22 protein-coding genes are annotated in these 25,145 nt (G+C 70.6%); 5 read left to right on the forward strand and 17 right to left on the reverse strand.

Going from position 1 to position 25,145, the window contains the following annotated elements; genetic code table 11:
* Positions 1-2 precede the first annotated feature (2 nt).
* A complete protein-coding gene (locus JMJ55_RS15900; protein ID WP_202826561.1) occupies positions 3-356 on the forward strand; it encodes a hypothetical protein in 354 nt (117 codons plus the stop codon).
* Positions 353-1,801 carry an Asp-tRNA(Asn)/Glu-tRNA(Gln) amidotransferase subunit GatB gene (gene gatB / locus JMJ55_RS15905; protein ID WP_202826562.1) on the forward strand — a complete coding sequence of 483 codons (1,449 nt, stop codon included), beginning with the start codon at positions 353-355 and terminating at the stop codon, positions 1,799-1,801. Before JMJ55_RS15900 ends, gatB begins: the two co-directional genes overlap by 4 nt.
* 61 nt (positions 1,802-1,862) lie before the next feature.
* On the opposite strand, the gene JMJ55_RS15910 is transcribed toward gatB, so the two are convergent.
* Complete coding sequence (locus JMJ55_RS15910; protein ID WP_202826563.1) at positions 1,863-2,150, reverse strand: TM2 domain-containing protein; 288 nt, start codon at positions 2,148-2,150, stop codon at positions 1,863-1,865.
* Between the two features lie 215 nt (positions 2,151-2,365).
* On the opposite strand from JMJ55_RS15910, the gene JMJ55_RS15915 reads away from it, so the two are divergent.
* On the forward strand, positions 2,366-2,995 hold the full coding sequence (locus JMJ55_RS15915) for a glutathione S-transferase family protein (protein WP_202826564.1): 630 nt from the start codon (positions 2,366-2,368) through the stop codon (positions 2,993-2,995).
* Here JMJ55_RS15915 and JMJ55_RS15920 read toward each other — a convergent pair.
* Entirely contained in the window at positions 2,982-4,220 is a 1,239-nt protein-coding gene (locus JMJ55_RS15920; protein WP_202826565.1) for a metal-dependent hydrolase family protein, read from the reverse strand. The two genes, JMJ55_RS15915 and JMJ55_RS15920, sit on opposite strands and share 14 nt — an antisense overlap.
* A 102-nt stretch (positions 4,221-4,322) precedes the next feature.
* Here JMJ55_RS15920 and JMJ55_RS15925 point away from each other — a divergent pair, with 102 nt between their 5' ends.
* On the forward strand, positions 4,323-5,561 hold the full coding sequence (locus JMJ55_RS15925; RefSeq protein ID WP_202826566.1) for a hypothetical protein: 1,239 nt from the start codon (positions 4,323-4,325) through the stop codon (positions 5,559-5,561).
* Here the strand turns inward: JMJ55_RS15925 and JMJ55_RS15930 are convergent.
* Positions 5,558-6,508, reverse strand: a complete 951-nt coding sequence (locus tag JMJ55_RS15930; protein WP_202826567.1) for an acetamidase/formamidase family protein — start codon at positions 6,506-6,508, stop codon at positions 5,558-5,560. The two genes, JMJ55_RS15925 and JMJ55_RS15930, sit on opposite strands and share 4 nt — an antisense overlap.
* Before the next feature lie 107 nt (positions 6,509-6,615).
* Between JMJ55_RS15930 and JMJ55_RS15935 the strand changes: the two genes are divergently transcribed.
* Positions 6,616-7,386 carry a DUF169 domain-containing protein gene (locus JMJ55_RS15935; RefSeq protein WP_202826568.1) on the forward strand — a complete coding sequence of 257 codons (771 nt, stop codon included), beginning with the start codon at positions 6,616-6,618 and terminating at the stop codon, positions 7,384-7,386.
* A gap of 99 nt (positions 7,387-7,485) precedes the next feature.
* On the opposite strand, the gene folE is transcribed toward JMJ55_RS15935, so the two are convergent.
* The 14 genes from folE to JMJ55_RS16005 all read right to left on the reverse strand — a co-directional run bounded on the left by folE (position 7,486) and on the right by JMJ55_RS16005 (position 25,116).
* Entirely contained in the window at positions 7,486-8,091 is a 606-nt protein-coding gene (folE, locus tag JMJ55_RS15940) for a GTP cyclohydrolase I FolE (RefSeq protein ID WP_202826569.1), read from the reverse strand.
* A 31-nt stretch (positions 8,092-8,122) separates the two neighbouring features.
* Positions 8,123-11,221 (reverse strand): efflux RND transporter permease subunit, encoded by a 3,099-nt coding sequence (locus tag JMJ55_RS15945; protein WP_202826570.1) that lies wholly within the window; start codon positions 11,219-11,221, stop codon positions 8,123-8,125.
* A gap of 2 nt (positions 11,222-11,223) precedes the next feature.
* Positions 11,224-14,370, reverse strand: coding sequence for an efflux RND transporter permease subunit (locus JMJ55_RS15950; RefSeq protein ID WP_202826571.1), 3,147 nt, complete (start codon positions 14,368-14,370; stop codon positions 11,224-11,226).
* Positions 14,367-15,671, reverse strand: a complete 1,305-nt coding sequence (locus JMJ55_RS15955; protein ID WP_202826572.1) for an efflux RND transporter periplasmic adaptor subunit — start codon at positions 15,669-15,671, stop codon at positions 14,367-14,369. Before JMJ55_RS15955 ends, JMJ55_RS15950 begins: the two co-directional genes overlap by 4 nt.
* A 91-nt stretch (positions 15,672-15,762) precedes the next feature.
* The gene (locus tag JMJ55_RS15960; RefSeq protein ID WP_202826573.1) at positions 15,763-17,196 is read right to left on the reverse strand and encodes an efflux transporter outer membrane subunit; all 1,434 of its coding nucleotides are present in this window, start codon (positions 17,194-17,196) and stop codon (positions 15,763-15,765) included.
* Between the two features lie 2 nt (positions 17,197-17,198).
* Complete coding sequence (locus JMJ55_RS15965) at positions 17,199-17,636, reverse strand: periplasmic heavy metal sensor (RefSeq protein ID WP_202826574.1); 438 nt, start codon at positions 17,634-17,636, stop codon at positions 17,199-17,201.
* Positions 17,636-17,956, reverse strand: coding sequence for a hypothetical protein (locus tag JMJ55_RS15970; RefSeq protein ID WP_202826575.1), 321 nt, complete (start codon positions 17,954-17,956; stop codon positions 17,636-17,638). The genes JMJ55_RS15965 and JMJ55_RS15970 overlap by 1 nt, the downstream gene beginning before the upstream one ends.
* Positions 17,953-18,573 carry an RNA polymerase sigma factor gene (locus JMJ55_RS15975; RefSeq protein ID WP_202826576.1) on the reverse strand — a complete coding sequence of 207 codons (621 nt, stop codon included), beginning with the start codon at positions 18,571-18,573 and terminating at the stop codon, positions 17,953-17,955. Before JMJ55_RS15975 ends, JMJ55_RS15970 begins: the two co-directional genes overlap by 4 nt.
* Positions 18,574-18,883: 310 nt before the next feature.
* Entirely contained in the window at positions 18,884-19,684 is an 801-nt protein-coding gene (locus JMJ55_RS15980) for a YdcF family protein (protein ID WP_202826577.1), read from the reverse strand.
* A 3-nt stretch (positions 19,685-19,687) separates the two neighbouring features.
* A complete protein-coding gene (locus JMJ55_RS15985; RefSeq protein ID WP_202826578.1) occupies positions 19,688-20,551 on the reverse strand; it encodes a glycosyltransferase family 2 protein in 864 nt (287 codons plus the stop codon).
* The gene (locus JMJ55_RS15990; RefSeq protein WP_202826579.1) at positions 20,548-21,426 is read right to left on the reverse strand and encodes a glycosyltransferase family 2 protein; all 879 of its coding nucleotides are present in this window, start codon (positions 21,424-21,426) and stop codon (positions 20,548-20,550) included. The genes JMJ55_RS15985 and JMJ55_RS15990 overlap by 4 nt, the downstream gene beginning before the upstream one ends.
* Positions 21,423-22,532: a glycosyltransferase gene (locus JMJ55_RS15995; protein ID WP_202826580.1), complete on the reverse strand. Its 1,110-nt coding sequence runs from the start codon at positions 22,530-22,532 to the stop codon at positions 21,423-21,425. Before JMJ55_RS15995 ends, JMJ55_RS15990 begins: the two co-directional genes overlap by 4 nt.
* Positions 22,529-23,599: a glycosyltransferase family 4 protein gene (locus tag JMJ55_RS16000; protein ID WP_202826581.1), complete on the reverse strand. Its 1,071-nt coding sequence runs from the start codon at positions 23,597-23,599 to the stop codon at positions 22,529-22,531. Before JMJ55_RS16000 ends, JMJ55_RS15995 begins: the two co-directional genes overlap by 4 nt.
* Positions 23,596-25,116 carry a flippase gene (locus JMJ55_RS16005; protein ID WP_202826582.1) on the reverse strand — a complete coding sequence of 507 codons (1,521 nt, stop codon included), beginning with the start codon at positions 25,114-25,116 and terminating at the stop codon, positions 23,596-23,598. The genes JMJ55_RS16000 and JMJ55_RS16005 overlap by 4 nt, the downstream gene beginning before the upstream one ends.
* Positions 25,117-25,145: the final 29 nt, after the last annotated feature.

Consider the following 25,145-nt stretch of genomic DNA (forward strand, 5'->3'; position numbering starts at 1 on the left):
ACATGGACCGCAGCATCGGGGCGATCCGCGCTGCGGCGGCGGAACAGCGCTTCATCAGCTACGGCCAGATCGCCCGGGCGAGCGATGTGCCGTGGAGCATGTCCGTCCGCAGCCAGATGCGGCCGCATCTGGAGGGCGTTTGCGGCAAAATGTTGCAGGATGCGGGCGCCATGGTCTCGGCGATCGTCGTCAACCAGGATAATTTGCAGACCGGCACGCTCGATCCGCAATCCCTGTCCGGCTTCGCCGATTGCGCGAGGCGGCTCGGCTTCGGCATCGTCGAGGACCGGGAGGCATTCCTCCGTGAACAGCAGCGCCTGACCTTCGGTTGGGGCGCAAGGACGGCAAGCGCATGAGCTACACGATCGAAGGCCGCACCGGCCCCTGGGAAGTCGTCATCGGGCTCGAGGTCCATGCCCAGGTGACCTCCAAGGCCAAGCTGTTCAGCGGCGCCGCCACCGAATTCGGCGCCGCGCCGAACAGCCAGGTCTCCTTCGTCGATGCCGGCTTCCCCGGCATGCTGCCGGTGATCAACGAGGAATGCGTGGCGCAGGCCGTGCGCACGGGCCTTGGCCTCAAGGCCGAGATCCATCTCTGGTCGCGCTTCGACCGGAAGAACTACTTCTATGCCGATCTGCCGCAGGGCTACCAGATCAGCCAGTTCGCGCATCCGATCGTCGGTACGGGCACGGTCGAGATCACGCTGGCCGATGGCAGCACCAAGCAGATCGGCATTACCCGCCTGCATCTGGAGCAGGATGCCGGCAAGTCGCTGCACGACCAGCACCCGTCGAAGTCTTTCATCGACCTGAATCGCTCCGGCGTCGCGCTGATGGAGATCGTCTCCGAGCCCGACATGCGCTCGCCGGAGGAGGCGGGGGCCTATCTCACCAAGCTGCGGCAGATCCTGCGCTATCTCGGCACCTGCGACGGCAACATGGACGAGGGCTCCATGCGGGCCGACGTCAATGTCTCCGTGCGCAAGGCGGGGGAGGGGTTCCGCACCCGGTGCGAGGTGAAGAACGTCAATTCCATCCGCTTCGTCATGCAGGCGGTGGAGGCCGAGGCGCGGCGCCAGATCGAGGTCTGGGAGGAAGGCGGCACGGTCGATCAGGAGACGCGGCTGTTCGACACCGGCCGCGGCGTGACGCGCAGCATGCGCTCCAAGGAGGACGCGCATGACTACCGCTACTTCCCCGACCCGGACCTGCCGCCCCTGGTGCTGGAGGCCGACTGGGTCGAGAGCCTGAAGGCCTCGCTGCCCGAACTGCCGGACGAGCGCCGCGCGCGCTACGTGGCGATGGGCCTCTCGCCCTATGACGCCCATGTGCTGACGCTGGAGCGCGAGACGGCGGCCTTCTTCGAGGCCGTGGCCCGGGGCCGCGACGCCAAGACCGTGGCGAATTGGGTGACCGGCGACTTCTTCGCCGCGCTGAACCGCACCGGCCTCGGCGTGGAGGAGAGTCCGGTCAGTGCCGCCGGCCTCGGCGAGCTGCTGGACCTGATCGCCGACAAGACCATCAACGGCAAGATCGCCAAGGATGTGCTGGCGATCATGTTCGAGACCGGCGAGCGGCCGGGCGCCATCGTCGATGCGCGCGGCCTGCGCCAAGTGGTCGATACCGGCGCCATTGAGGCGGCCATCGATCAGGTGATGGCCGCCAATGCCGGCAAGGTCGCGGAATACCGCAGCGGCAAGGACAAGCTCTTCGGCTTCTTCGTCGGCCAGGTGATGAAGGCGATGCAGGGCAAGGGCAACCCGGCCCTGGTCAATGAGGTGCTGAAGCAGAAGCTCGGCTGAGCGGGACAGGCGGCCCCTCGGGGGGCGGGGCCGCCTGTCCGTGTCTCAGACTACCCGGGTCTCAGGCCGGCGCGGCGCCGGCCGGAATGGCCTCGTTCAGCTCCTTCGCCATGCCCGGAATCAGGATCGCATCCGCCAGCGCCCAGGTGCTGGTGGTGACGAAGCCGAGCAGGCCGAGGCCGCTCCAGATCAGCGGCACGGAGAGGACGGTGATCGCGGCCATGCCGGCCGCCGAGAGATTCCGTCCCAGATAGAGGCGGTGCAGGCCGAACATGCCGAACAGCGCCCAGAGCAGATAAGCGAGCCCCACCGACTTACGGCGCCCAGCCGGAAGCGTCATCGCGAGCATGAAGTTCTTCCCCCAAATCGCGGTGCCGCAACCATTTTTCCCCTTGCCGCACCGCACGCATAGGTTGCGTTAACGCGGCCCAAATGTGAAGTGGCTACAATGTTCCGCTCGCGGCTTCGTGGCTGCGCGTGGCCGCAATGTCACGCTCTGTCACCGCTCGCCAGCCTGTACTGCCTCCGCTAGGCTCTGGCCAACCCAATCGGGACGGGGACCCAATGATCGAACTGCATAGCTGGAACACGCCCAACGGCCGCAAGATCAGCGTCGCGCTGGAGGAGATGGGCCTGCCCTACACGGTCAGAACCGTGAACATCAGCAAGGGCGAACAGTTCAATCCGGAATTCCTCGCCTTCAGCCCGAACAACCGCATCCCGGCCATCGTTGATCCGGACGGGCCGGGCGGGGAGCGGATCACCGTCTTCGAAAGCGGCGCGATCCTCCTCTATCTCGGCGAGAAGACCGGGAAATTCCTGCCGCGCGACCTACGCGCCCGGGTGCCGGTGCTGGAATGGCTGATGTGGCAGATGGGCGGCTTCGGCCCGATGCCCGGCCAGGTCCATCATTTCCTGATGCAGCCGGACGGCCCCGCCAAGGACTATGGCTTCAAGCGCTACCATGACGAGACCAAGCGCCTTTATGGCGTGCTCGACCGGCGCCTGGTCGGACGCGACTATGTGGCGACCGCGGGGGAGCCGAGCGTCGCCGATTTCGCCATCCTTGGCTGGGCTTGGCGGCATGAGCGGCACCAGGTCCCCTTCGATGACCTGCCGAATGTCGCCGCCTGGTATGAGCGGATGATGGCCCGGCCGGCGACCAAGCGGGGCTTCGAGGTCAGCCTCGGCTGACCCGGTCCACCATCGCGGCGCCCCCCTTCATGACGAAGGGGATGCGCTCGCCCTGACCGGTCAGCACGCCGATATCGGCGATGGGGTCGCCATCGACCAGGATGAGGTCGGCGAGCGCCCCCGGCGCCACCACGCCGAGCGAACCCTCCTGCTGGAGCAGTGCGGCGTTCACGCTGGTGGCGGCGCGCAGCACCGCGGCGGCGGGCAGCACCTGGCGGCGGATGACGAATTCATCCGATTGCCGCCGGTGCATCGCACCCAGCAGATCCGTCCCGAAGCCCATCTTCACGCCGGCACGGTCGAGAATCTCGAGGCTGCCGAGTCCGGCATCCCGCACGCCGGCGAGCTTCGCCATGCTCTCCGGCGGCAGGCCGAGTGCCGGGCCCTCCTCAGCCAGCGCCTCATAGGTGACCAGGGTGGGCACGGCGAAGGCGCCGCGCTCCGCCATGAAGGCGGCGGTCGGCGCATCGACCTGGTTGGCATGCTCGATCGACCGCACGCCGAGCCGGACGGCGCGATGGATGCTCTCTGGCGTATAGGCATGGGCCAGGACATAGGACCGCCAGGCCGAGGCCTCCCAGACCGCGCAGGCGATCTCCTCCTCGGAATATTGCAGCGCCCAGATCGGGTCGGAGGGAGAGGCGACGCCGCCGCTCGCCATGATCTTGATGGCATGCGCCCCGCGCTTCAGCTCCCCGCGCACCGCCTTCCGCACCTCATCGACGCCATCGGCGACGAGGCTGATGGCCCCGGCTGGGGCGGCACAGCCGCAGAACTGGTCGAGCACCGCATTCGGCCGCATATCGCCATGCCCGCCGGTCGGCGAGAGCGCGCGGCCCGGATAGAACAGCCGCGGCCCGGGGATCAGCCCGGTCTCGCAGGCGATGGCGAGGCCCCAATCGGCGCCGCCCGCATCCCGCAGCGAGGTGAAACCCCGCCGCAGCGAGGATTTCAGCCGCTCGGCGGCCTCCAGTGCCTGCAGGCTGCGCGGCAGCCGCTCCACCCGGCCGAGATCGGCATCGATGCCATAGGCATGGACATGCGCATCGATCAGGCCGGGCATCAGGGTGCGGCCGCCGCAATCCACCACCTGGGCCGTGGCGCTGGCGATGGGCCGGTCGGAGACCTCCTTGATGCGCTCGCCCTCGACCAGCACTTCCATCCCCTCGGCCAGGTTGTCGGCGCGGCCATCGAAAAGGCGGAGGTTGCGGAACAGCATGGCCATGGCGGAACTCCTCCGGGGATGGGGGCGCCAGCATTGCCCGCGGGGCGGCATCTGACCAGGGTTTCATCCGCTGGCGCCTGGGCCTCGGGCATGCTGCGCGCCATGCGGATTCGCCTGCTCGCCTTCGCCTTTCTGGTCCCCTTGGTCGGCCTCGCCGGCTGCTCCCTCGGCGGGACCATCGCCGAACATAGCATCGCCTATAACGGCACCATGCAGGCGGCGACCGACACGCTGCTGGTGACCAATATCCTGCGTGCCCGCGATGGGGCGCCGCTGCATTTCTCGACCATCGGCGCCATCCATGGCTCCTTCAACCTTTCGGCCGGGCTCGGCTACGACCTCAGCCAATCGGCCGGCGCCACCCAGCCGGCGCTGCTGGCGGCGAGCAATCCGAGCTTCGATATCGGCCCGCTCGACCGGCAGGAATTCGCCCGCGGCCTGCTGCGGCCGATCGATCCGGTGCTGCTGCGGCTGCTGTCGGATCGTGGCCTGCCGGATCAGCTGCTGCTCTATCTGCTGGTCTCGAAATTCGACGAGGGGCCGGGCGGGCGCTTCGTCGTCAACGATCCGCGGGCGCGCCATCCGTTGGATGAGGCGGCGCGCCGGGCCTGCGCCGAGGCCGGAGCCGCGGCGCGGCCGCCCTGCGATCCCTTCCAGTCGGTGGTGGACAACCTCACCCGCTTCGGGCCGCTGCGCTTCAACGGCTATACCCGGCTGATCCCCCTCGGCCCGCCGCTCTCCCGCGCCGAGGCCTCGGCGCCGGAACGGCTGGCGATGCTGAAGGAAACGGGGGTGAGCCTGCGCCGCCTGGGCAATGGCTGGCAGCTTTATCGGGCGGTGAACCAGCTGGTCATCTGCGTGCCCGGCCGGCCGGGTTCCGCGCCGCCCTTCACCGCGCTCGCCCTGGACAACGAACCGCCGCAGGTCTCGCCCATGACGCAGGAGGGCGACCCCTGCAATGCGGATGAGGTCGCCGATCGTCCGATCCCGGCCGGCCATGCCGCGGCCAAGGGCCTTGCCTGGTATCTGCGCTCGGTGGACGAGCTGCTGCACTATCTGGGCGCGGTGCAGCGGCGGGAGGAGGAGGGGGCGGAGTATCGCGTCAGCGTGCCGCTGGGCGCGGGCCGGCAAGGGCGGCCGCGGCTCTTCCGGCTATGGCAGGCACAGCCGGCGCGACCGCATATCGCCGTCGATTATGCGGGCCAGCGCTGGTTCGTCGCGGCGCAGGACGATGCGGAGGACCAGACGCTGCGCGTGCTGGCGCTGACGACGCAATTGCTGAACCTGCAGAAATCGGCCGGGGAGATCCCCTCCTCCGGCACGCTGCGACTGGTGCGCTAGAAGAGCAGGCCCTTCTTCAGCATGCCATGCACGCCCTTCTCACCGTTCACCGTCTGGGTCACGCGGAAATCGACGGCCAGCGAGCAGAAGGCATAGGCCTGCTCGCGCGAGAGATTGGTGCGGCTGGTGATGAAGGCGATCATCTCCCGCAGTGCCTGCTTCATCGCCTGGTCGAGATCCTCATGCAGGCCCATGCTGATGTAATGGGTCGGCGTCTCCGCCCGCGGCCGGGCGAGCAGCGGCGCGCCATCGGCCTTGTGCAGCAGGAAGGTGAAGCGGCCGTTCAGGCTGGTCTCCAGCGCGGTGACGCAGACCTCGCCATCGCCCTGCACGCCATGGCCGTCGCCAACCGAGAAATTCGCCCCCGGCACGAAGACCGGCAGGAACAGCGTGCTGCCCGCCACCAGTTCCTTGTTGTCGAGGTTGCCGCCATGGATTCGCGGCTCCTTGCTGCTGATCCGGCCGAAGGCCGGCGGTGGGGCCACGCCCATCACGCCGAAGAAGGGGGCCAGCGGCAGTTCCGTCCCCCAGGGCAGGCGGCAGGTCCGGGCGGCGCGGTCGATGGGGATGACCATCATCGCCGGCTCGTGAAAATCCTCAGGCAGCGTGCCGGCCAGCGGGCGGATGGTGTTGTAGCCCCAGTCGGCGCCGGGCTCGATGCTCTCGATCCGGATCTCCAGCATGTCGCCGGGCATGGCGCCCTCGATGGCGATGGGCCCGGTGCAGATATGCCCGGCCACCATGCCGGGATTGGCGGCGATGATGGCGGCCAGCGCCTCCGGCACCTGCATCCCGCTGCCGGGCGGGGGCAGAACTTCCTCCCGGCCGGAGACGCATTCGACCGAAACCGTATCGCCCGGAGCGATGGTCAGCACCGGCGGGAAGCGGGAATCGAAGGCGCTGACCCGGACGGTCTCCGGCGTGGCGCGAAGCTGGTGATGGGCCATGGCGGCGTCTCCGGTCGGGTGGGCGCCAGTCTGTGGGGAGCGCGGAGGCATGGTCAACCGCGCCCGGCCCTGCGCTAGTCTCTCCGCCGAGAAGGGGAGAAACGGCCATGAGCGAGACCAACGAAGCACAGCGGCTGGTCGCCGAGCTGAATGCGCTGCTGCGGCTGAAGACCACCGTCACCGCGATGAAGATGTATGAGACGGTCGCCGAGATGGAGGCGATCCCGCGCATCCGCCGGCCGAAGGCGAAGCACACCACCGACCAGATCGTCAGCATGGCCTCGCGGCTCGGCTGGACCGTCGGCATCACGGCGGCCGATCTCGTCGGCAACCAGTGCCAGGCGGTGATCGGCCTCGCCCCGCAGGACGAGGAATGGCGGCGAGGCGAGAAATATGTCGGCGTCTGGCACGGCACCCAGCCCGACGCCCAGGCGCGGCAGGAGGCGCTGGAGGTCGTCCCCCATGGCCGCTTCCAGGCCATGGCCGTGAGCCCGATGGAAAGCGGCCGCATCCCCGACCCGGATATCTGCCTGGTCTATGCGACGCCGGGGCAGATGATCATCCTCATCAACGGGTTGCAGTATCGCAACTACCGCAAATTCGAATGGTCCGTGGTGGGCGAGACCGCCTGCGCCGATAGCTGGGGCCGGGCGCTGAAGACCGGGGAGCCGAGCCTCTCGCTGCCCTGCTATGCCGAGCGCCGCTATGGCGGCGTCCCGGATGAGGAGATGCTGATGGCGCTGAAGCCGGCCGATCTCCGCATCGCCAGCGAGGGGATGAAGGCGCTGGCGAAGAACGGGCTGCGCTACCCGATCCCGCCCTATGGCATCCAGAACGACCCCTCGATGGGGATGGGGATCAGCTACGCCAAGAGCTAGGCCATGATCCGCGATCACCGGATCGCGGATCATGGCCTAGCCTGTTGTCTGGTCGCGTGATTCAAGCCATCGGCCGTTCCGGCCGTCGGCGATCACGCTTTATCCGCCCGGCTGCTGCGACTGGATCAGCGAGAGCAATTCCCGCCGGGTGTCGAAATTCTCGCGGAAGGCGCCGAGCATCCGGCTGGTGACCATGGTGACTCCGGTCTGATGCACGCCGCGCGTCGTCATGCACTGATGCGCGCTCTCGATGATGACGGCGACGCCGCGAGGCTGCAGCACGGATTCAATGGTATTGGCGATCTGCGCCGTCAGCTTCTCCTGGATCTGGAGGCGCTTGGCATAGGCCTCCACGACCCGGGCGAGCTTGCTGATCCCGACCACGCGCCGGGCGGGCAGATAGGCCACATGGCAGTGCCCGATGATCGGGACCATGTGGTGCTCGCAATAGCTTTCCAGCCGGATATTCTTCAGCAGGACGATCTCGTCATAGCCCTCGACCTCGGCGAAGGTCCGCTCCAGCAGGGCGACGGGGTCCACCTGATAGCCGCCGAACAGCTCCTCATAGGCGCGAACCACGCGGGCAGGGGTGTCGAGCAGGCCTTCCCGCGTCGGGTCGTCGCAGGCCCAGCGGATCAGCGTGCGGACCGCGGCTTCGGCCTCGTCCCGGCTCGGGCGATCGGGCAGGGCGGCGGGGCTGGTCATAGGTTCCCTCCAGGGGTCGGTTTGCCCCAATCTACTCCGCCGGGAGCGGCGCGGCGACCCTCCTGCTGCTGCGGCGGCGTCCAAAGCCGTCCAGCGCCAGATAGACCACCGGGGTGGTATAGAGGGTGAGGAGCTGCGAGAGCAGCAGCCCGCCGATAATGGTGACGCCGAGCGGCTGCCGCAGCTCGGACCCGGCGCCGGCTGCCATGGCCAGCGGCACGGCGCCGAAGACCGCCGCCAGGGTGGTCATCAGGATCGGCCGGAAGCGCTCCCGACAAGCCGCGAGGATCGCCTCCATCCCGCCGACGCCCTCCTCCCGCTCATGCTCCAGGGCGAAATCGACCAGCATGATCGCGTTCTTCTTCACGATCCCCATCAGCAGGATGACGCCGATCAGGGCGATGACGGTGAAGGGCGTCCCCGTCACCAGCAGCGCCAGGAGGGCGCCGATGCCGGCGGTCGGCAGGGTCGAGAGGATGGTGACCGGGTGCAGCAGGTGCTCATAGAGCACGCCGAGCACGATATAGATGGTCAGCAGCGCCGCCAGGATCAGCAACGGCTGGTCGCGGGCGAAGGATTGGAAGGCGCGGGCATTGCCGGCGAATTCCGTCCGCATGCCATCGGGCAGGCCGATATCCCGCGTTGCCTGCTCCACCGCCGCCGCGGCCTCGCCGAGCGCCATGCCGGGGGCGAGGTTGAAGGTGATGGTCGCCGCCGGATACTGGCCCTGATGGGTCACCGCCAGCGGCGCCGTGGTGCGGCTGAGGGTGACGAGGCTCGAGAGCGGGACCTGGGTGCCGCCCTGGCCGGGGACATAGATGTCGTCCACCTGCTCGGGATATTGCTGCAGGCCCGGTTCCAGCTCCAGCACCACCCGGTACTGGTTGCGGGCGCGGTAGATGATCGAGACCTGGCGCTGGGCGAAGCCGCTGTTCAGCGCCGAGGCGATGGCGGAGACATTGACACCGAGCCGGGCCGCCGCTTCCCGGTCGATGGTCAGGCGGGTGACAAGGCCGGCCCGCTGCTGGTCGGACGAGACATCAGTGAGGCCGGGCACGGTGCGCAGCTTCTGCACCAGGTTCTCGGACCAGGTCTCCAGCCCCTCCAGATCGGGGGAGAGCAGGACGAACTGGAATTGCGCATTCCCGGCCCGGCCGCCGATGCCGATATCCTGCACCGAGCGCAGGAAGGTCTGCATGCCCGGGATGGCGCCGAGCGGGCGGCGCAGCCGGTCGATCACCTGATTGGCGGAGACATTGTCCCGCTCCGCCAGCGGCTTCAGGCTGAGGAAGACGCGCCCCTGGCTCCCTGAGGAATTGCCGCCGCCCCCGCCGACCTGGGAGGCGATGCCGGCCACCGCCGGATCGCGCATCAGGACCGCGACCACCCGTTCCTGCATCTGCTGCATGGCCTGGAAGGAGGTATCGGGCGGCGCCCGCGTGGTGCCGATGATCAGCCCCGTATCCTGGTCGGGGAAGAAGCCCTTGGGCACGATCACATAGAGCCAGACCGTGAGGCCGATGAGGCCGAGGGTCAGCACCAGCATGGTCCGATGGAAGCGCAGCAGGAAGCGGAGGCTGACCAGGTAGCCCCGAGTCAGCCACTCCATCCCCGCATCCACCCAGCGGACCAGCAGCCAGGGCCGGTGCGGCCCACTACGGGCCAGGCGCCCGGCCATCATCGGCGTCAGGGTCAGGGAGACGACGCCGGAGATGCCGACCGCGATGGCCAGCGTGGCGGAGAACTCCCGGAACAACCGCCCGACGATGCCGCCCATGAAGAGCAGCGGGATGAAGACCGCGATCAGCGAGACGGTGATGGAAACGACGGTGAAGCCGATCTGCCGCGCCCCGAGCAGCGCCGCTTCCAGCGGCTTCATGCCGCGGTCCATCAGCCGCGCCATGTTCTCGATCATGACGATGGCATCGTCGACCACGAAGCCGACCGAGATGGTGAGCGCCATGAGCGAGAGGTTGTCGAGCGAATAACCGGCCAGCCACATCACCGCCAGCGTCCCCAGCAGCGAGAGCGGGACCGAGGCGCCGGCCGCCGCGACCGCCGAGGTGCGGCCGAGGAAAAGCGCCACCACGGCGATGACCAGCGCGATCGAGATCAGCAGGGTCTGCTGCACGTCGTGGACGCTGGCGCGGATGGTCTCCGACCGGTCACGGATGGTGCGGATGACGACGCCGCCCGGCAGCCAGCGCTGCAGCTCCGGCATCAGCTTCTGGATGCCGTCCACCACTTCGATGACATTGGCGTCGGACTGCTTGAAGATGATCATCATCACCGCCGGCCGGCCATCGACCGAGCCGCCCTGCCGGCGGTCCCGCACATCGAGATCGACCCGGGCGATGGAGTTCACCCGGACGATATTGCCGTTCGGCGCCTTGATGATGATCCGGCCGTATTCCTCCGGCGTGTTCAGCCGGTCGTTCACCGTGACGGCGGCCGACTGCATCGTGCCGTCGATCAGCCCGGTGGCCTGGGTGACGTTGTTGCCGGCGATCGCCAGGCGGATCGCGTCGAGCCCGACGCCGGCCGCCTTGGCGGCGGCGGGGTCGACGGTGACGCGCACCGCCGGCTGCTCGGCGCCGGCGATCAGCACCTGGGCGACGCCGCGCACCTGGGCGATCCGCGGCGCCACCACGCTGTCCGCCGCATCATAGACCGCGCCGGGCGAGACGGTCTCGGAGGCCATCGACATGATGAGCACCGGCGCATCGCCGGGATTGGCCTTGCGGAAATAGGGCGGGGAGGGGAGGCCGGCCGGCAGGTCGCTGCCTGCCGCGTTGATCGCCGCCTGCACATCCCGCGCCGCTCCCTCGACGCTGCGGGAAAGGTCGAACTGCACGACGATGGAGGTGGCGCCGAGCGAGGAGGTGGAGGTCATCTCCGACACGCCGGCAATGGCGCCGAGGCGGCGTTCCAGCGGCGCCGCGACCGAGGAGGCCATGGTCGCCGGATCGGCGCCAGGCTGGCCGGCGCCGATCACGATCGTCGGCAGATCGACACTCGGCAACGGCGCGACCGGCAGGGTGAAATAGGAAACGAGGCCGGCGAGCGCCACGCCGATCGCCAGCAGGGTGGTGGCGATCGGGCGCCGGATGAAGGGTTCGGAGATCGACACGTCTATTCCGCCGGCTGCGGGGCCGGGGCGCGGACCAGCCGCTGCGCCCGCTCCCGCAGCGTCTCCATCGCCAGATAGATCACCGGCGTGGTGTAGAGGGTGATCACCTGGCTCAGCAGCAGCCCACCGATCACCGAGACGCCGAGCGGCAGCCGGAGCTCCGACCCGGTCCCGCTCTCCAGCACCAGCGGCAGGGCGCCGAGCAGCGCGGCCAGCGTCGTCATCATGATCGGGCGGAAGCGCTTGAGCGAGGCCTCGATGATCGCCTCGCGCGGCGGCAGGCCGTGGTCGCGCTGCGCCTCCAGTGCGAAGTCGATCATCATGATCGCGTTCTTCTTGACGATGCCCATCAGCAGCACGATGCCGATCAGCCCGACCACCGACAGGTCGAGGCCGCAGAGGCGGAGCGCGAGCAGCGCGCCGATGCCGGCCGAGGGCAGGGTCGAGAGGATGGTGATCGGGTGGATCACGCTCTCATACAGGACGCCCAGCACGATATAGATGACGATGAGGGCGGCGAGGATCAGCCAGGGCTCGCCGGCCAGCGATCGCTGGAACTCCGCCGCATCGCCGGCGAAGCTGCCGGTGATGGTGTCGGGCATGCCGATCTCGGCCTCGGCGGCGCGGATCGCCGCCACCGCATCGCCGAGCGAGGCGCCATGGGCGATGTCGAAGCCGATGGTGACGGCCGGGAACTGCCCCTGCTTCGTCACCGTCAGCGGCCCGGCGGCGCGGCCGATCCGGGCGATCATCGAGAGCGGGACCTGGACGGTGCCAGTGCTGGTCGCCGGCGTGCCCTGGGCCGTGGTCTGCTGCCCGGCCGTGGCCGGCACCCGCAGCATGCCGACCCGGTCCGGGTCGTCGCGGATTTCGGGATCGGCTTCCAGCACCACCCGATACTGGTTGTTCTGGGCATAGATGGTGCTGATCTGGCGCTGGCCGAAGGCATCATACAGCACGTCGTCCACCGCCTGCATGGTCACGCCGAGCCGCCCGGCCAGGTCGCGATCCACATCCACCGTCACCCGGATGCCGCCGTCGCGCTGGTCGGAGGCGACATCGCGCAGGATCGGCAGGCTCGCCAGCTTGCGCTCCAGCACCGGCGCCCAGCGGCCGAGCTCCACCGGGTCAGGGGCCATCAGCGTGTATTGGAAGGCGGTGCTCCCCGCCCGGGCGCCGATCTGGATGTCCTGCACCGGCTGGAGATGGACCGAGACGCTGGGCAGGGCATCGAGCTTCGGCTGCAGCCGGGTGATGATGGCGCGCACATCCGCCACCCGTTCGTCGCGCGGGCGCAGCACGGCGCTGATCCGGCCGGTATTCTGCGCCGCATTAACGATGCCCGCGCCGACCACCGAGGCAGTGCCGGTTACATCCGGATCGGCCCGGATCACCGCCGCAACCTCCTGCTGGAGGGCGGACATGCGGCTGAAGGAGACGTCGTCCGGCGCCTCCACCGTGGCGACCAGCAGGCCGGTATCCTGTTGCGGCAGGAAGCCCTTCGGCATCTCGAGATAGAGCCAGACCGTGCCGGCGACGGTCAGCGTCGCCAGCAGCAGCATCAGCCCCTCATGCCGCAGCGCGAGGCCGAGGCTGCGGCCATAGGCGTCGCGGCTGGCATCCAGCACGCGTTCCGTGGCGCGGGACAGACGGCCCGGCCGCGAGGCCGCATGCGGCTTCAGCAGCCGGCCGCACATCATCGGCGTCAGCGTCAGCGAGACGACCATCGAGACGAGGACGGCGATGGTCAGCGTCAGCGCGAATTCCTGGAACAGCCGGCCCACCACGCCCGGCATGAAAAGCAGCGGGATGAAGACCGCGATCAGCGAGACCGTCAGCGAGATCACGGTGAAGCCGATCTGCCGCGCGCCTTCATAGGCGGCTTCCAGCGGCGGCTTCCCCTCCTCGATCAGCCGGACGATGTTCTCGATCATGACGATGGCGTCGTCCACGACGAAACCGGTTGCGATGGTCAGCGCCATGAGCGAGAGATTGTCGAGCGAGAAGCCGCAGAGCGCCATCACGCCGAAGGTGCCGATGATGGATAGCGGCAGGGCGACGCCCGGGATGATGGTGGCGCGGAGGCTGCGGAGGAAGACGAAGATCACCGCCACCACCAGCACCACCGCCAGCGCCAGGGTGAACTGGACATCATGGACCGAGGCTCGGATCGTCTCCGTCCGGTCCGACACCACCTTCAGCTGCGCGCCCTGCGGCAGGGCCCGTTCCAGCATCGGCAACTGGGCGCGGATATCGGCCACCGTCTGGACAATATTCGCCCCCGGCTGCCGCTGCACATCGATCAGCACTGCCGGCCCGCCATCGAACCAGGCGCCGGTCAGGGTGTTCTCCAGATCCTGCACTGCGCCGCCGATATCGCGCAGCCGCACCGCGCCGCCATTGCGCCAGGCGATGATGAGGTCGGCGAAATCCTCCGGTCGGATGATCTGGTCATTGGCCATGACCGAGCTCGCCTGGCGCGGCCCATCGACGCTGCCCTTCGGCGTGTTGACATTGCCGGCCGAGACCGCGGTCCGCACATCCTCGAGCGAGAGGCCATAGGCGGCGAGCCGCACCGGATCGGCCTGAATCCGCACCGCCGGGCGCATATTGCCCTGGACCAGCACCCGGCCGACGCCGCTCACCTGGCTCAGCCGCTGGCCGAGCAGCGTGTCGGCCGCATCAGAGAGGCGCCAGAGCGGCAGCGTCTCCGAGGTCAGCGCCAGGGTGATGATCGGCGGATCGGCCGGGTTCACCTTCGCATAGGTTGGCGGATAGGGAAGGTTCGAGGGCAACGTGCCCCGCGCCGCATTGATCGCCGCCTGCACATCCTGCGCCGCATCGTCGATGTAGCGCCCGAGCGTGAACTGCATGGTGATGCGGCTGGTGCCCGGCCCGCTGGTGGAGACGAGGTCGGTGAGGCCGGCGATCTGCGCCAACTGGCGTTCCAGCGAGGCGGTGACCAGCAGCGCCACCGTCTCCGGCGAGGCGCCGGGCAGGCTGGTCGTCACCTCGATGGTCGGGAAATCCACCTCCGGCAGGGCGGAAACGGGCAGCCGCAGATAGCCGAAGGCGCCGCAGAGCAGCACCGCGATGGCGAGCAGCGTGGTGGCGATGGGCCGGGCGATGAAGGGGGCGGAGATGTTCATCCGCCCGGGCTCGCATCCGCTGCCTGGCGCGGCCGCATCCGCCGCTGGCCGGGCGCCGGGGCATTGCCGGGGGGCGCGTCCTCGGTGGGCGTGACCGCCGTGCCGGGGCTGAGCCGCAGCGCGCCGGACGTGACGACCCGTTCGCCCGGCTCCACCCCGCGCCGCACCACCGCCTCGCTCGCGGTCAGCACGCCGAGCTGGAGCGGGCGCTGTTCCACCGTCTGGTCGGGCTTGAGGACGAAGGCGAAGGCGCCGTCCGGCCCACGCTGGACCGCGACCAGCGGCACCGTCACCGCATCCGGCACGGTGTCGATCCGCAGCCGCACGGTGACGAAGGCGCCGGGCCAGAGCCGCCCATCCTCGTTCGGGAAGACCGCCTTCAGCTTGATCGTGCCGGTCGCGGCATCGACTGCGCTGTCGAGGGTCTGCACCTCTCCGACCGAAGGCCCCTGCGGCCCGGCCGGGCGCAGGCCCTGGGTGGCGGGCATCTCCCCGCCCGCGGGACGCAGCGCCTGCACCGGCACCTTGCCGCGACGCAGCGCCTCCAGCACCCGGCCCAGCTCCTGCTGCGGCAGGGTGAAGGTCACCGCGATGGGCTGGAGCTGGGAGACGGTGACGATGCCGGTCGCATCGCCCGAGCGCACGAGATTGCCCTGATCGACCAGCCGCAGCCCGACCCGGCCATCGATCGGGGAGCGGATGGTGGTGAAGGAAAGCTGCGTCTTCGCGCTGTCGATCGCCGCCTGGTCGGCGGCCACCTGCGCCTCATACTGCGCAACAGTCGATCGCTGGGTGTCCTGCTGCTGGCGGGAGACGCCCTCGTTCCGCGCCAGCGTCGTGTAGCGCTGAAGGTCGAGCCGGGCATTGGCCAGCAGCGCCTCGTCCTGCGCCTTCTTGGCGACGGCCTGGTCGAGCGCCGCCTGATAGCTGCGCGGATCGATCCGCGCCAGAACGTCGCCCCGCTTCACCATCTGGCCTTCCGTGAAGGCGATCTCGACCAGCTGGCCGTCGACCTGGGCCCGGACGGTGATGGTGTTGTAGGCCTGCACCGTGCCGATCGCGTCGAGCATGATCGGCACATCCTGCCGCTGCGCCGCCGCCACCGTGACCGGCACCGGCCCGCCCCGGCCGCCGCCGGCGCGCGGCCCGCCGGGCCCGCCCGGGCCGGCACGGCGCTGCCCGCCCTCGGCCCCGGCCTGCGGGGCCGGCGCCGGGTGCTGCGACTTCCAGTAGTACCAGGCGCCCGCGCCGGCACCGCCGATCAGGACGAGGGCCAGCAGGGTGACGAGAAAGCGGCGCATGGGGTCTCGGGAATCCTTGGGGCCAGGGGCTACCCTTCTACGCAGGGCGACCATCGCTCCCCATGAAGGGGCAGGGTGACGAAGTGCAACCTCAGATGCCGTTCCAGCCGCCGCCCAGGGCCCGGAACAGCCCGACCGCCGCCTGCAGCCGGGCGAGCCTGGCATTGGCGAGGCTGGTGCGGGCGGAGAAGAGGGTCTGCTGCGTGTTGAGCAGCGTGACCAGGTCGATGGTTCCCGCCTGGAGCTGCGCCTCGCTGATCGCATAGGCGCGCTGGGCCATCCGCACCGCATTGGCCTGGAGCTGCTCCTGCTCCGTCGTCTGGCGCAGTGCGACCAGGGCATTCTCGGTATCGACCAGCGCCGCCAGGATGGCGCCGCGATAAATGGCCAGCAGCTCCTCGGCCCGCGCCTCGTTCAGCTGGACCTGGCCGCGCAGCGCCCCGCCACGGAAGATCGGCTGGGTCAGCCCAGCGGCGAGGCTGAAGACGACCGAGCCCGGCCGCAGCAGGTTCTCGAGCGCAAGGCTGGTGAAGCCGCCCGAGCCGGTGAGGGTGACGGAGGGCAGGAGCTGCGCCCGCGCCACGACGATATTGGCATTCGCCGCCGCCAGCGCCGCCTCGGCATTCAGCACATCGGGCCGGCGGGCCAGCACCTCGGCCGGCAGGCCCGGCGTCACCTGCGGCACGGCGAGGCGGGCGAAGGCGCCGCCTTCCAGCCGCAGCGTCTCCGGCGGCCGCGCCACCAGCGTGCCGAGCGAGTTCCGGTTCTGCTCCAGCTGCTGGACCAGGGGCGGGATCTGCGCCTGCTGCTGCGCCACCACCGTCTCCTGCTGGGCGAGGTCGAGGCCGGTCGCGGTGCCGACCGCGACCCGCTGGCCGATCACCCGCACCACCCGCTGCGCGATCTCCAGGTTCTGCCGCTGGATCGCCAGAGTCTCCTGCGCCGAGAGCATGGCGAAATAAGTATTCGCCACCGAGGCCTGGGTGGTGAGCGTCACCGTGCCCGCATCGAAGCGGGTGGCGGAAGCGGATTGCTGCGCCGCCTCTACTTGGCCACGATTCTTGCCCCAGAAATCGATCTCGTAGCTCGCCGAGAGGCTGAGCTGGTCGCTGGAACTGACCCGGATGCGGGTGGTGCGCCCCCCGGTGCCGATGCCGGCGATCGAGGCTGTCGAGGCGCTGCCGCTCTGCTGCCGCGTCGCGCGGCCGGTGGCATCCACGGTCGGCAGCAAGGTCGCGCCGGCGATGCGGATCTGCGCATCGGCCTGACGGATGCGGGCGACGGCGGCGGCGATGTCGTTATTGGCGGCCATCGCCTCGGCCATCAGCCCATCCAGCTCGGGCGAGCCGAAGCCGCGCCACCAGGCCGGGTCGGGCCATTGCACCGGCTGCGTTGCATCGGCCGCATCCAGCCGCGCCGGCAGGGCGATGCCGGAGGTGGTGGCGGGCGGCGTCAGCCAGGAACAGCCGCCGAGCAGCAGGGCCGCGACGGCGGGCGCCGCGCGGCGGAGCGGAAGGCGCGCCATGCTCAGCCGCCCGGCCGGCGCGCGGCGGCGATCTGGGCGCGGCCCTCGGGCGAGACGGCGCCGAGCGCATCGACCAGCGTATCGCTGAAGGCCCGGTTGAAGGCAGTGACCCGTTCTGCCCATTGGTCGAAGGCACGGCGCAGCGCCTCCGGGTCATAGGGGTCGCGGCGCATCATGGCATCCACCTCGGCGCTGGCGGCGCGCATGGCGGCGAGCTGGGACGCATAGCGCTCGCGCTCGGACCCCAGCACCTCGCGGAAGCGCGGCCGGTCGGCCTCGGGCAGAACGGCCTCGATCCGGCCCACCATGCGGTCGAAACCGCGGCCGCTCCGGGCGGGCGGCACCGGCCGCCACCAAAGCAGCCCGGCAAGCACGGCATTCATCACCAGCGAGGCACCGAGCGTGGCGGCCAGCAGGCTGCGACCGGAAGGTCGACGCATCAGAAGGAATCTCCCGCGACGGGCAGGGTTTGCAGGGGTCCGAAGGGATCCTCGGGGACACGATGGGGCGGCGAGAGGCTGAGCCAGAGGGCACAGGTCGCCATGGCGGCCAGCGCGCCCCAGCCGGCAGGCGCCGCCGGGCGCAGGGCGCGCAGCAGTCGGTGGAACCCGCCCGGCGGCGCCGGCAGCGGCGCGCGGGCGATGCGGCGGGCGACGGCTTCCTGCAGTCGGGCGACCGCCGCCGCATCGGGCTGCGGCAGATCGCGGCGAAGGCGCGCATCCAGCGGGTCGCCGGGCGCGGCGGGGCGGCGCGGGGTCATCCTTCCTCCAATCGGCGGCGGAGCAGCTGGCGGGCACGGCGCAGCAGGCCTTCCAGCGCCCGTTCCGAGACCCGCAGCGCGGCCGCGGCCTCGGCTCCGCTCAGCTCCTGCTCATAGGCCAGGGCGATGGCGGCGCGCTGGCGGGGCGGCAGGGTGCCGAGCGCGGCGGCCAGCGCGGCGCGGGATTCGGCGGCCTCGGCCTCGGCCTCCGGTCCGGGCGCGGGGTCGGGGGTTTCGGCCGCCTCCTCGATCGGGCGGGGGGCGGAGGGCGGGCGGCGGCGGGTGCGGTCGATCGCCAGGTTGACGGTGATGCGGTGCAGCCAGGTGGTGAAGCGGGCGCGGGCCGGATCGAAGCCAGGGGCGGCCTGCCAGGCGCGCAGGAAGGCCTCCTGCGCCACTTCCTCCGCCTCGCCCTGGTCGGGGAGGATGCGGAGCGCGATGCGCAGCACCCGCTCGCCATGCCGGCCGACGAGCAGGTTGAAGGCGGCGCGGTCGCCGCCCGCTGCCGCCGCCATCAGCGCCGCATCGCTTGCCGCCGCATCCGTCACGGGGCGTGGCGCGGCCGGCGGGGCAGGGGCCAGCCCGAAGGGCAGGGGGAGGGTGCTGAGGATCGGCATGGGGTCTTGTCGCGTGATACGGCCGGGACGCGCCCGTCCCACGCTGGCCATTCGCGCCTCTGCCCCCTGATCCTCATTCTGCCCCGGGTACAGCAGGCGGAACGAATGCGGCAAGCCACGCAATGTGCCCGGCGCGACGCGGCGCGTTACAATCGCGACGTTCCGCAATCCCCTTGCGACCGCCGCCCGGCATAGGGCCCCGCATCAGGATGGGAGGCGGGATCATGCAGGCGGGAGAGGCGGCACCGGGACTCTGGGCGGCGATGCGGCGGCTCTGGCTGGGGCCGGAGGAGGCGGAGCGCGCCGAGGCTCAGGGTGAGGGGAAGACCGCATCCGTCCGCCCCATCAGGTGATAGGCGACCAGCCCCACCCATTCGCGGATGCTCCATTCGAATTCCCGCAACCGGTCGGGGAAGGAGGCATCGGTCTGCGCCGCCAGCGTCGATCCGGTGCGGTAATTCACCGGCCAGGGGATGATGTCGCTCCAGCCGGCGCGCCGGAACACGCCCATCGACCGCGGCATATGGCTGGCCGAGGTGACCAGCAGCCAGGTCTCGCCTGGCTTCGGCTGGGCGAGCTTCAGGGTGAGCGTCGCATTCTCCCAGGTGTTGCGCGCCTCGCGTTCCAGCAGCAGCCGGTCGGCCGGCACGCCGAGATCGCGCCAGAGCAGGCCGGCGACATCCGCCTCCGTCACGCCGCCATGCACCAGGGAGCCCTGGCCGCCGGTGAAGACCAGGCGTGCCTCCGGATGGCGGCGGAGCAGGGCGACGGGCTCGGTCATCCGCTCGGCGGCGCCGTTCAGCGCCGGGATGCCGCGCGCCTCGGTCAGGTTCTGCTCCACGGCGCCGCCGAGCACGACGATGCCATCGATATGCGCCGGCTCCGTGGCCGGGCGGGGGAAGCGGTCCTCCAGCGGCGCCTGCACCCATTGGTGCAGCGGCAGGGCCATCAGCGCGATGAAGAAGCCGAGCCCCGCCAGCGCCGGCCAGCGCCCCCAGCGGCGGCCGCGCCACAGGCCTGCGAGGCCGATGGCAATCAGCAGCAGCGCCGCATTGCCGGGCTTGGCCGGGAACCACAGCACCTTGGACAGGATGTAGGCGACATCCTCCACGGCCTAGAGCTCCTCGATCCGCCCGGGGCGTAGGCGGCCGCGAACCAGGTCGCCCAGGGCCAGCATATTGCCGCGGAAGCGCCCCCAGCGATCCGCCCAGGGTTCCGGCCGCGGGCTGCGGGCGAGGTTCATCGCGCAATGCCGCGCCATGCTGCGCAGCGCCCGGTTCCAGGGATAGGTGCCTTTGCGCGCCAGGTAGACCGGATTGGCGATCTGCGAATAGCCGAGCTTCAGCCCGGGCGTCCGCCCGACCTTGGCGCCGAGATGCACGCCCCGCGCGCCCGCCAGCCGCAGGATCGCGCCGTGCCGGCCGAGCAGCCGGGTCACGTCGAGATCCTCGTACCAGGCATAGGCCGGCAGAGCCTCGTCCACACGGATGCCATGGGCGCGCACCACCGCCATGCGGAAGGCCATGTTGCAACCATAGCCATTGAAATGCGGCCGCACCGCCATCCGGTCGGCGGGCGGCGTGTCGGCGGCGAGCAGGGCGCGGCCTTCCTCGACCGAATAGCCCGGCCCGTTGGCGCCATCGGCGATGACTGTGCCGGTGGTGACGACGACCTCCGGCCGGGCGGTGAAGACCGCCTCGGTCACCGCGCAATAGTCGGGCGCGGCCAGGAAGTCGTCATCGAGGAAGAGCAGGATGTCGCAATCCGCCGCGCGGTCCATGATGGCGTTGCGCTGGCGCGGCAGGCCGGCCGGCCCGGAGAGGTATTCGACGCCCGCCACCTGCTCGCCGACATCCTCGGGCGTCACATGGCAGACGATGATGCGGTCCGCTGGCCGGGTCTGGCGGCCGAGCTCGCGCAGCACCTCGGCCAGGATCGCGGGGCGGCCGCGGGTGGCGATGCCGATGCCGAGCTTCATCGCGCCGCCTCCGCCATGGCCGGCAGCGGCAGGCCCGCCGTCGGGCCGGGCGCGGTGAAACCCGCGAGGCGCCCGCGCAGAGTCGCCCAGTAATAGCGCGCCGCCAGCATCCGCCCCCGCAGCAGGCCGAGCAGCGCCCCGCCCAGCGGTCGGACCAGGAAGGGCAGCCAGACCGAGGCCGGCACCGCATGCCGCCGCAGCACGAAGCCGAGGCCGCGCCCATAGAGCGCCGCCCGCTCCACCGCCACCGGCGTCAGCCGCTTGTCGGGATGCACCACGCGCTGCGTCGGCTCGTAGCGTGCCGCATGGCCGGAGCGGACCGCGCGCAGCACCAGGTCGTTGCCCTCGGCGGAGCCATAGGGCGTGCCCGGGCCAAGCCTCTCATCGAAGCCGCCCATGGCCAGCGCCACCTCCCGCCGGAGAAAGAGGTTGAACTCGATCACGCTGGTCCAGACATTGGCCGCGGTGATGGGCCCCGGCTCCGCCCGCCAGCGGCCGGAGCCGAGCCCACCCTCCGGCGAGGCCGCCGGCCCGGTCAGCACGGCCAGCGCCGGATCGGACGCGAATCCGGCGGCGACGCGGTCGAGCAGCCCGGGCGGATAGGTGCAATCGTCATCCGGGAAGCCGACGATCTCCGCGCGCGCCAGGGCGAGGCCGAGATTGCGCGCATGGCAGGCATTGGCGATGGCGGAGCGGCGCCAGAGCAGCGACAGCCGCCCCGCATAGGCGGCGATGATGGGCGCCAGCCGCTCATCCGCATTCTGGTCGACAACGATCACCTCGACATCGGTGCGGCCCTGGGCGAGCAGGCTGTCGAAGAACTCGGCCAGCTCCGCATCGCGCCCCCGCGTCGCCACCACCAGGGAGAAGCTCACGGCAGCAGCGCCTCCACATGCGCCCGCATGGCGGCGCGGAAGGCGTCCTCGGAGAAGCGCAGGGCATTGGCGCGGCAGGCCTCGGGCGCGATCGGCGCCGGCAGCGCCTCGAAGCGCTCGACGGCGGCCATCACCGATTCGGCGCTCTGCTCTGGGAAGAGCAGGCCAGTCGTGCCGTCCTGCACGATGTCGCGCGACCCGCCGCGACCGAAGGCGATCAGCGGCGTGCCGCAGGCCTGGGCCTCGACCATGGCGATGCCGAAATCCTCCTCGGCGGCGAAGACGAAGGCGCGGGCCGTCTGGGTCAGCGCCACCAGCTCCACCTGCGGGACGCGCCCGCGCAGCTCGACATTCGGCGCGCCGGCGGCGGCGGCGCGGACCAGCGGCTCGGAGGGGCCATCGCCGGTCACCACCAGCCGGCGCCCCGGCATGCGGCGGAAGGCCTCGACCACCAGTTCGACCCGCTTGTAGGGGACCATGCGGGAGGCGAGGAGGTAGTGGTCGCCGCGCGGCGCGGTGCCGAGGCCGAACCGTGCCACATCGACCGGCGGATGGATCACCGTCGCCTCGCGCCGCCAGACCTTGCGGATGCGCTCGGCGATGTAGTGGCTATTCCCGATGATGCTGTCGATCCCCAAAGCGGAGCTGCGGTCCCAGAGCCGCAGGCGGTGCAACAGCCAGCGGGTCATGGCGCCCTTCAGCCCGGTCTCGAGCCGCGCCTGGCGGAGATACTGATGCTGGAGATCCCAGGCATAGCGCATCGGGCTGTTGACATAGCCGACATGCAGCTGGCCCGGCCCGGTCAGCACGCCCTTGGCGACGGCGTGGGAGTTGGACACGACCAGGTCATAGCCCGAAAGGTCGAGCTGCTCGATCGCCAGCGGCATCAGCCCGAGATAGTTGCGGAACATCCGCCGGGAGAGGGGCAGGCGCTGGATGAAGGTCGTCGTGACCGGCTTGCCGCGCAGGAAGCCCCGCTCCGCCTCGGGCAGGAAGTCGCAGACGGCGAAGAGATCGGCCTCCGGCCAGATCGCCAGGAATTGCTCCAGCACCCGTTCGGAGCCGGCATAGCTGTCCAGCCATTCATGGACGAGAGCAACCTTCACGCATCCTCCTTCGGCAGCAGCGCCACCAGCCGCTCCGCCGCACCGCGCCAGGAAAAGCCGGCGGCGCGCCTAAGCCCCTCGGCGCGCAGCCGCTCGCGCAATCCGTCCTCGTCGAGCAGCCGCGCCAGCGCATCCGGCAGGCGGCGCGGCCCGTCATTATCGAACCAGAGCGCCGCCTCGCCGCAGACCTCGGGCACGGCGGCGGCATGGGCGGCGATGACCGGGCAGCCGCAGGTCATCGCCTCCAGCGGCGGCAGGCCGAAGCCCTCGTAGCGCGAGGGGAAGATTAGGCAGAAGGCCGCCTCATACAGCGCCCGCAACTCGGCATCGCTCACCCGGCCGAGCGGCAGCACGGCTTGGCCGGACGGATCGCCGGCATTGCGGAAGACCTGCGCATTCGCCGCCCCAGCGACGGCAAGCACCAGCCCGCGCGCCGCCAACAGCGCCTGCGCCTCGCCGATCCCGGCGAGTCCCTTATGGGCTGCCCGCGTCCCGACCACGAGGGCGTAGCCACCCGGCCGCAACCCGTGCCGCGCCAGCACGGCCGTATCGGCCGGCTCCCGCAGGATATGCTCGCCACCCTCATGCACGACGCCGATCCGCGCCGGGTCGAGGCCGAGATGATGCGCGATCCGCCCGCGGGAGAAATCCGAGACGGTCAGCAGCCGCGCCCCCACCTTGGGCAGCGCCCGATGCAGGGCGTGGTACCAGCTGCGGAAGGCGAAGGAATAGCTCTCCGGCGTGTCGAAGGCGCCGGCATCGTGGATGACGACCACCTGCCGCCTGCCCATCAACAGCGGCGCCGTATTGCCGAGATTGACCAGCACGCTGCCACGCGCCCGCACCGGCAGCTCCGCCTGCTCCCAGGCCTGGCCGCGCAGCCGCCCGAAGGCCTCGTCCCGCAGATGCGGGAAGGGGGAGGGTGTGTCGCTCGCCGGGCGCAGCAGCCGGGCGCCGGGCAGGACGCCCTCCGCCGCCATCGCATCCAGCGCCCGGGTGATCTCGGCGGCGAATCGCTGCACCCCGGTGACGCGCTGTGTCAGGAAGCGCCCGTTGACGGCGATCATAAGGCCCCCGGCTTCAGCAGCAGGCGCGGCTGTCGAAGCAGCGCGCCGATCCGTCCGCGCTCCGCATCGTCCAGCGTCCGCAGCCCCGCGGCGGCGAAGATCCCGGTCGCCAGCATCGCCGCCGCCGCGATCGTCGCCAGCCCCGGCATCGGCAGCAGCAGCAGCAGGCCGAGCCCGCCGGCCAGCATCGGCAGGGCGAGCCGCCGCGCCGCCTCCGCCACCGCCGGGTAGAGCCGCGCGACCAGCACGAGTTTACCGGCGCAATCGGTTGCCGCCCGGGCCGTCCAGGCGATCGCGGCTCCCTCGATGCCGATCAGGCGGATCAGCAGCGCCGCCAGCGGGATGAAGATCAGCGCCTGCACCGCGGCGAATTTTGCCGTCGCATCCGGCCGGCCGATCGCGTCCAGCAGCGCATTCGGCGCGAAGGCAACGCAGGAGAAGAAGATGCCGCAGCCGAGCCATTGCAGCACCCGCCCGCTGCCCTCGGCGAAGCCCTGGCCGAGCCAGAGCCAGAGGATTTCCCGCGCGCCGCCGACCAGCACCAGGCATGCCGGGAAGACCAGCAGCATCACCAGGAGCCCGCCCCGTCGCAGCAGCGCCGCGGTCGGCCCTGGCGCGGTGGCGAAGGAGGAAGCGAAGGCCGGCAGCAGCGTCTGCGCCACCGCGACCGGCAGGATCCAGGCCCGCAGCACCAGATCGAGCGGCGTCGCGTAAAGGGCGACGGCGGACAGGCTGAGCAGCGCCCCGATCAGGAAGCGGTCGGCATAGAGCAGCGCCTGGGTCAGCAGGCCGGAGAAGGTCATCCAGCCGCCCAGCCGCAGCAGCGGCAGCACCAGGGCGAAGCGCGGCCAGCGTAGCCCGAGCCCCGGCACCAGCGGCCGGACCAGCCAGAGATAGGACAGGGTATTGGCCAGCCGGCAGGCGATCAGGGCCAGCATGACGCCCACCAGGCTGTCCCAGACCAGCAGCACCAGCACCGGCCCGAGATAGTAGAAGAGGTTGACGGGGATGGTGACGAGATTGGCCGCCCGGAAGCGCTGGAAGGCCGCCAGCACGCCCCAGAGCGCCGCGTTCAGCACCACCAGCGGCGCCGCCGCGGCCAGCACCCGCATGGCGCCGATCGCCTGGTCCCGCAGCCCGGGCGGGACCTGCAGCATGCGGTCCACCAGCACCGGCACGAAGAACCAGAGGCCGAGCGCGACCACGATGCTGATGCCGAGCAGCGTGCCGAGGGCCGCCTCGACCAGCGCCGCCGCATCCTCCGCGCGGCCGGCGCCGATGCGCTCCGAGATGGCCCGCGTCAGCGCCTGGCCGACGCCGAAATCGAAGACCCCGAAGACACCGACCATCGCCAGCGCCAGGGTGAAAAGCCCCCAGCGGTCGAGGCCGAGCTGGTGGATGAGGACGGGGGTGAGGACCAGGGCGAGGAGAAGCGGCAGGCCGCGCCCCAGCCCGTTCCAGACCACGCCCGCGACCATGGTGCGGCCGCGGGTGCGGGACTCTGCCGGATCGGCCATTGTATTCAGGGTCCCGTTGCCTGCGCCGC

The sequence above is a fragment of the Belnapia mucosa genome (assembly GCF_016775475.1).
Lineage (GTDB): Bacteria > Pseudomonadota > Alphaproteobacteria > Acetobacterales > Acetobacteraceae > Belnapia > Belnapia mucosa.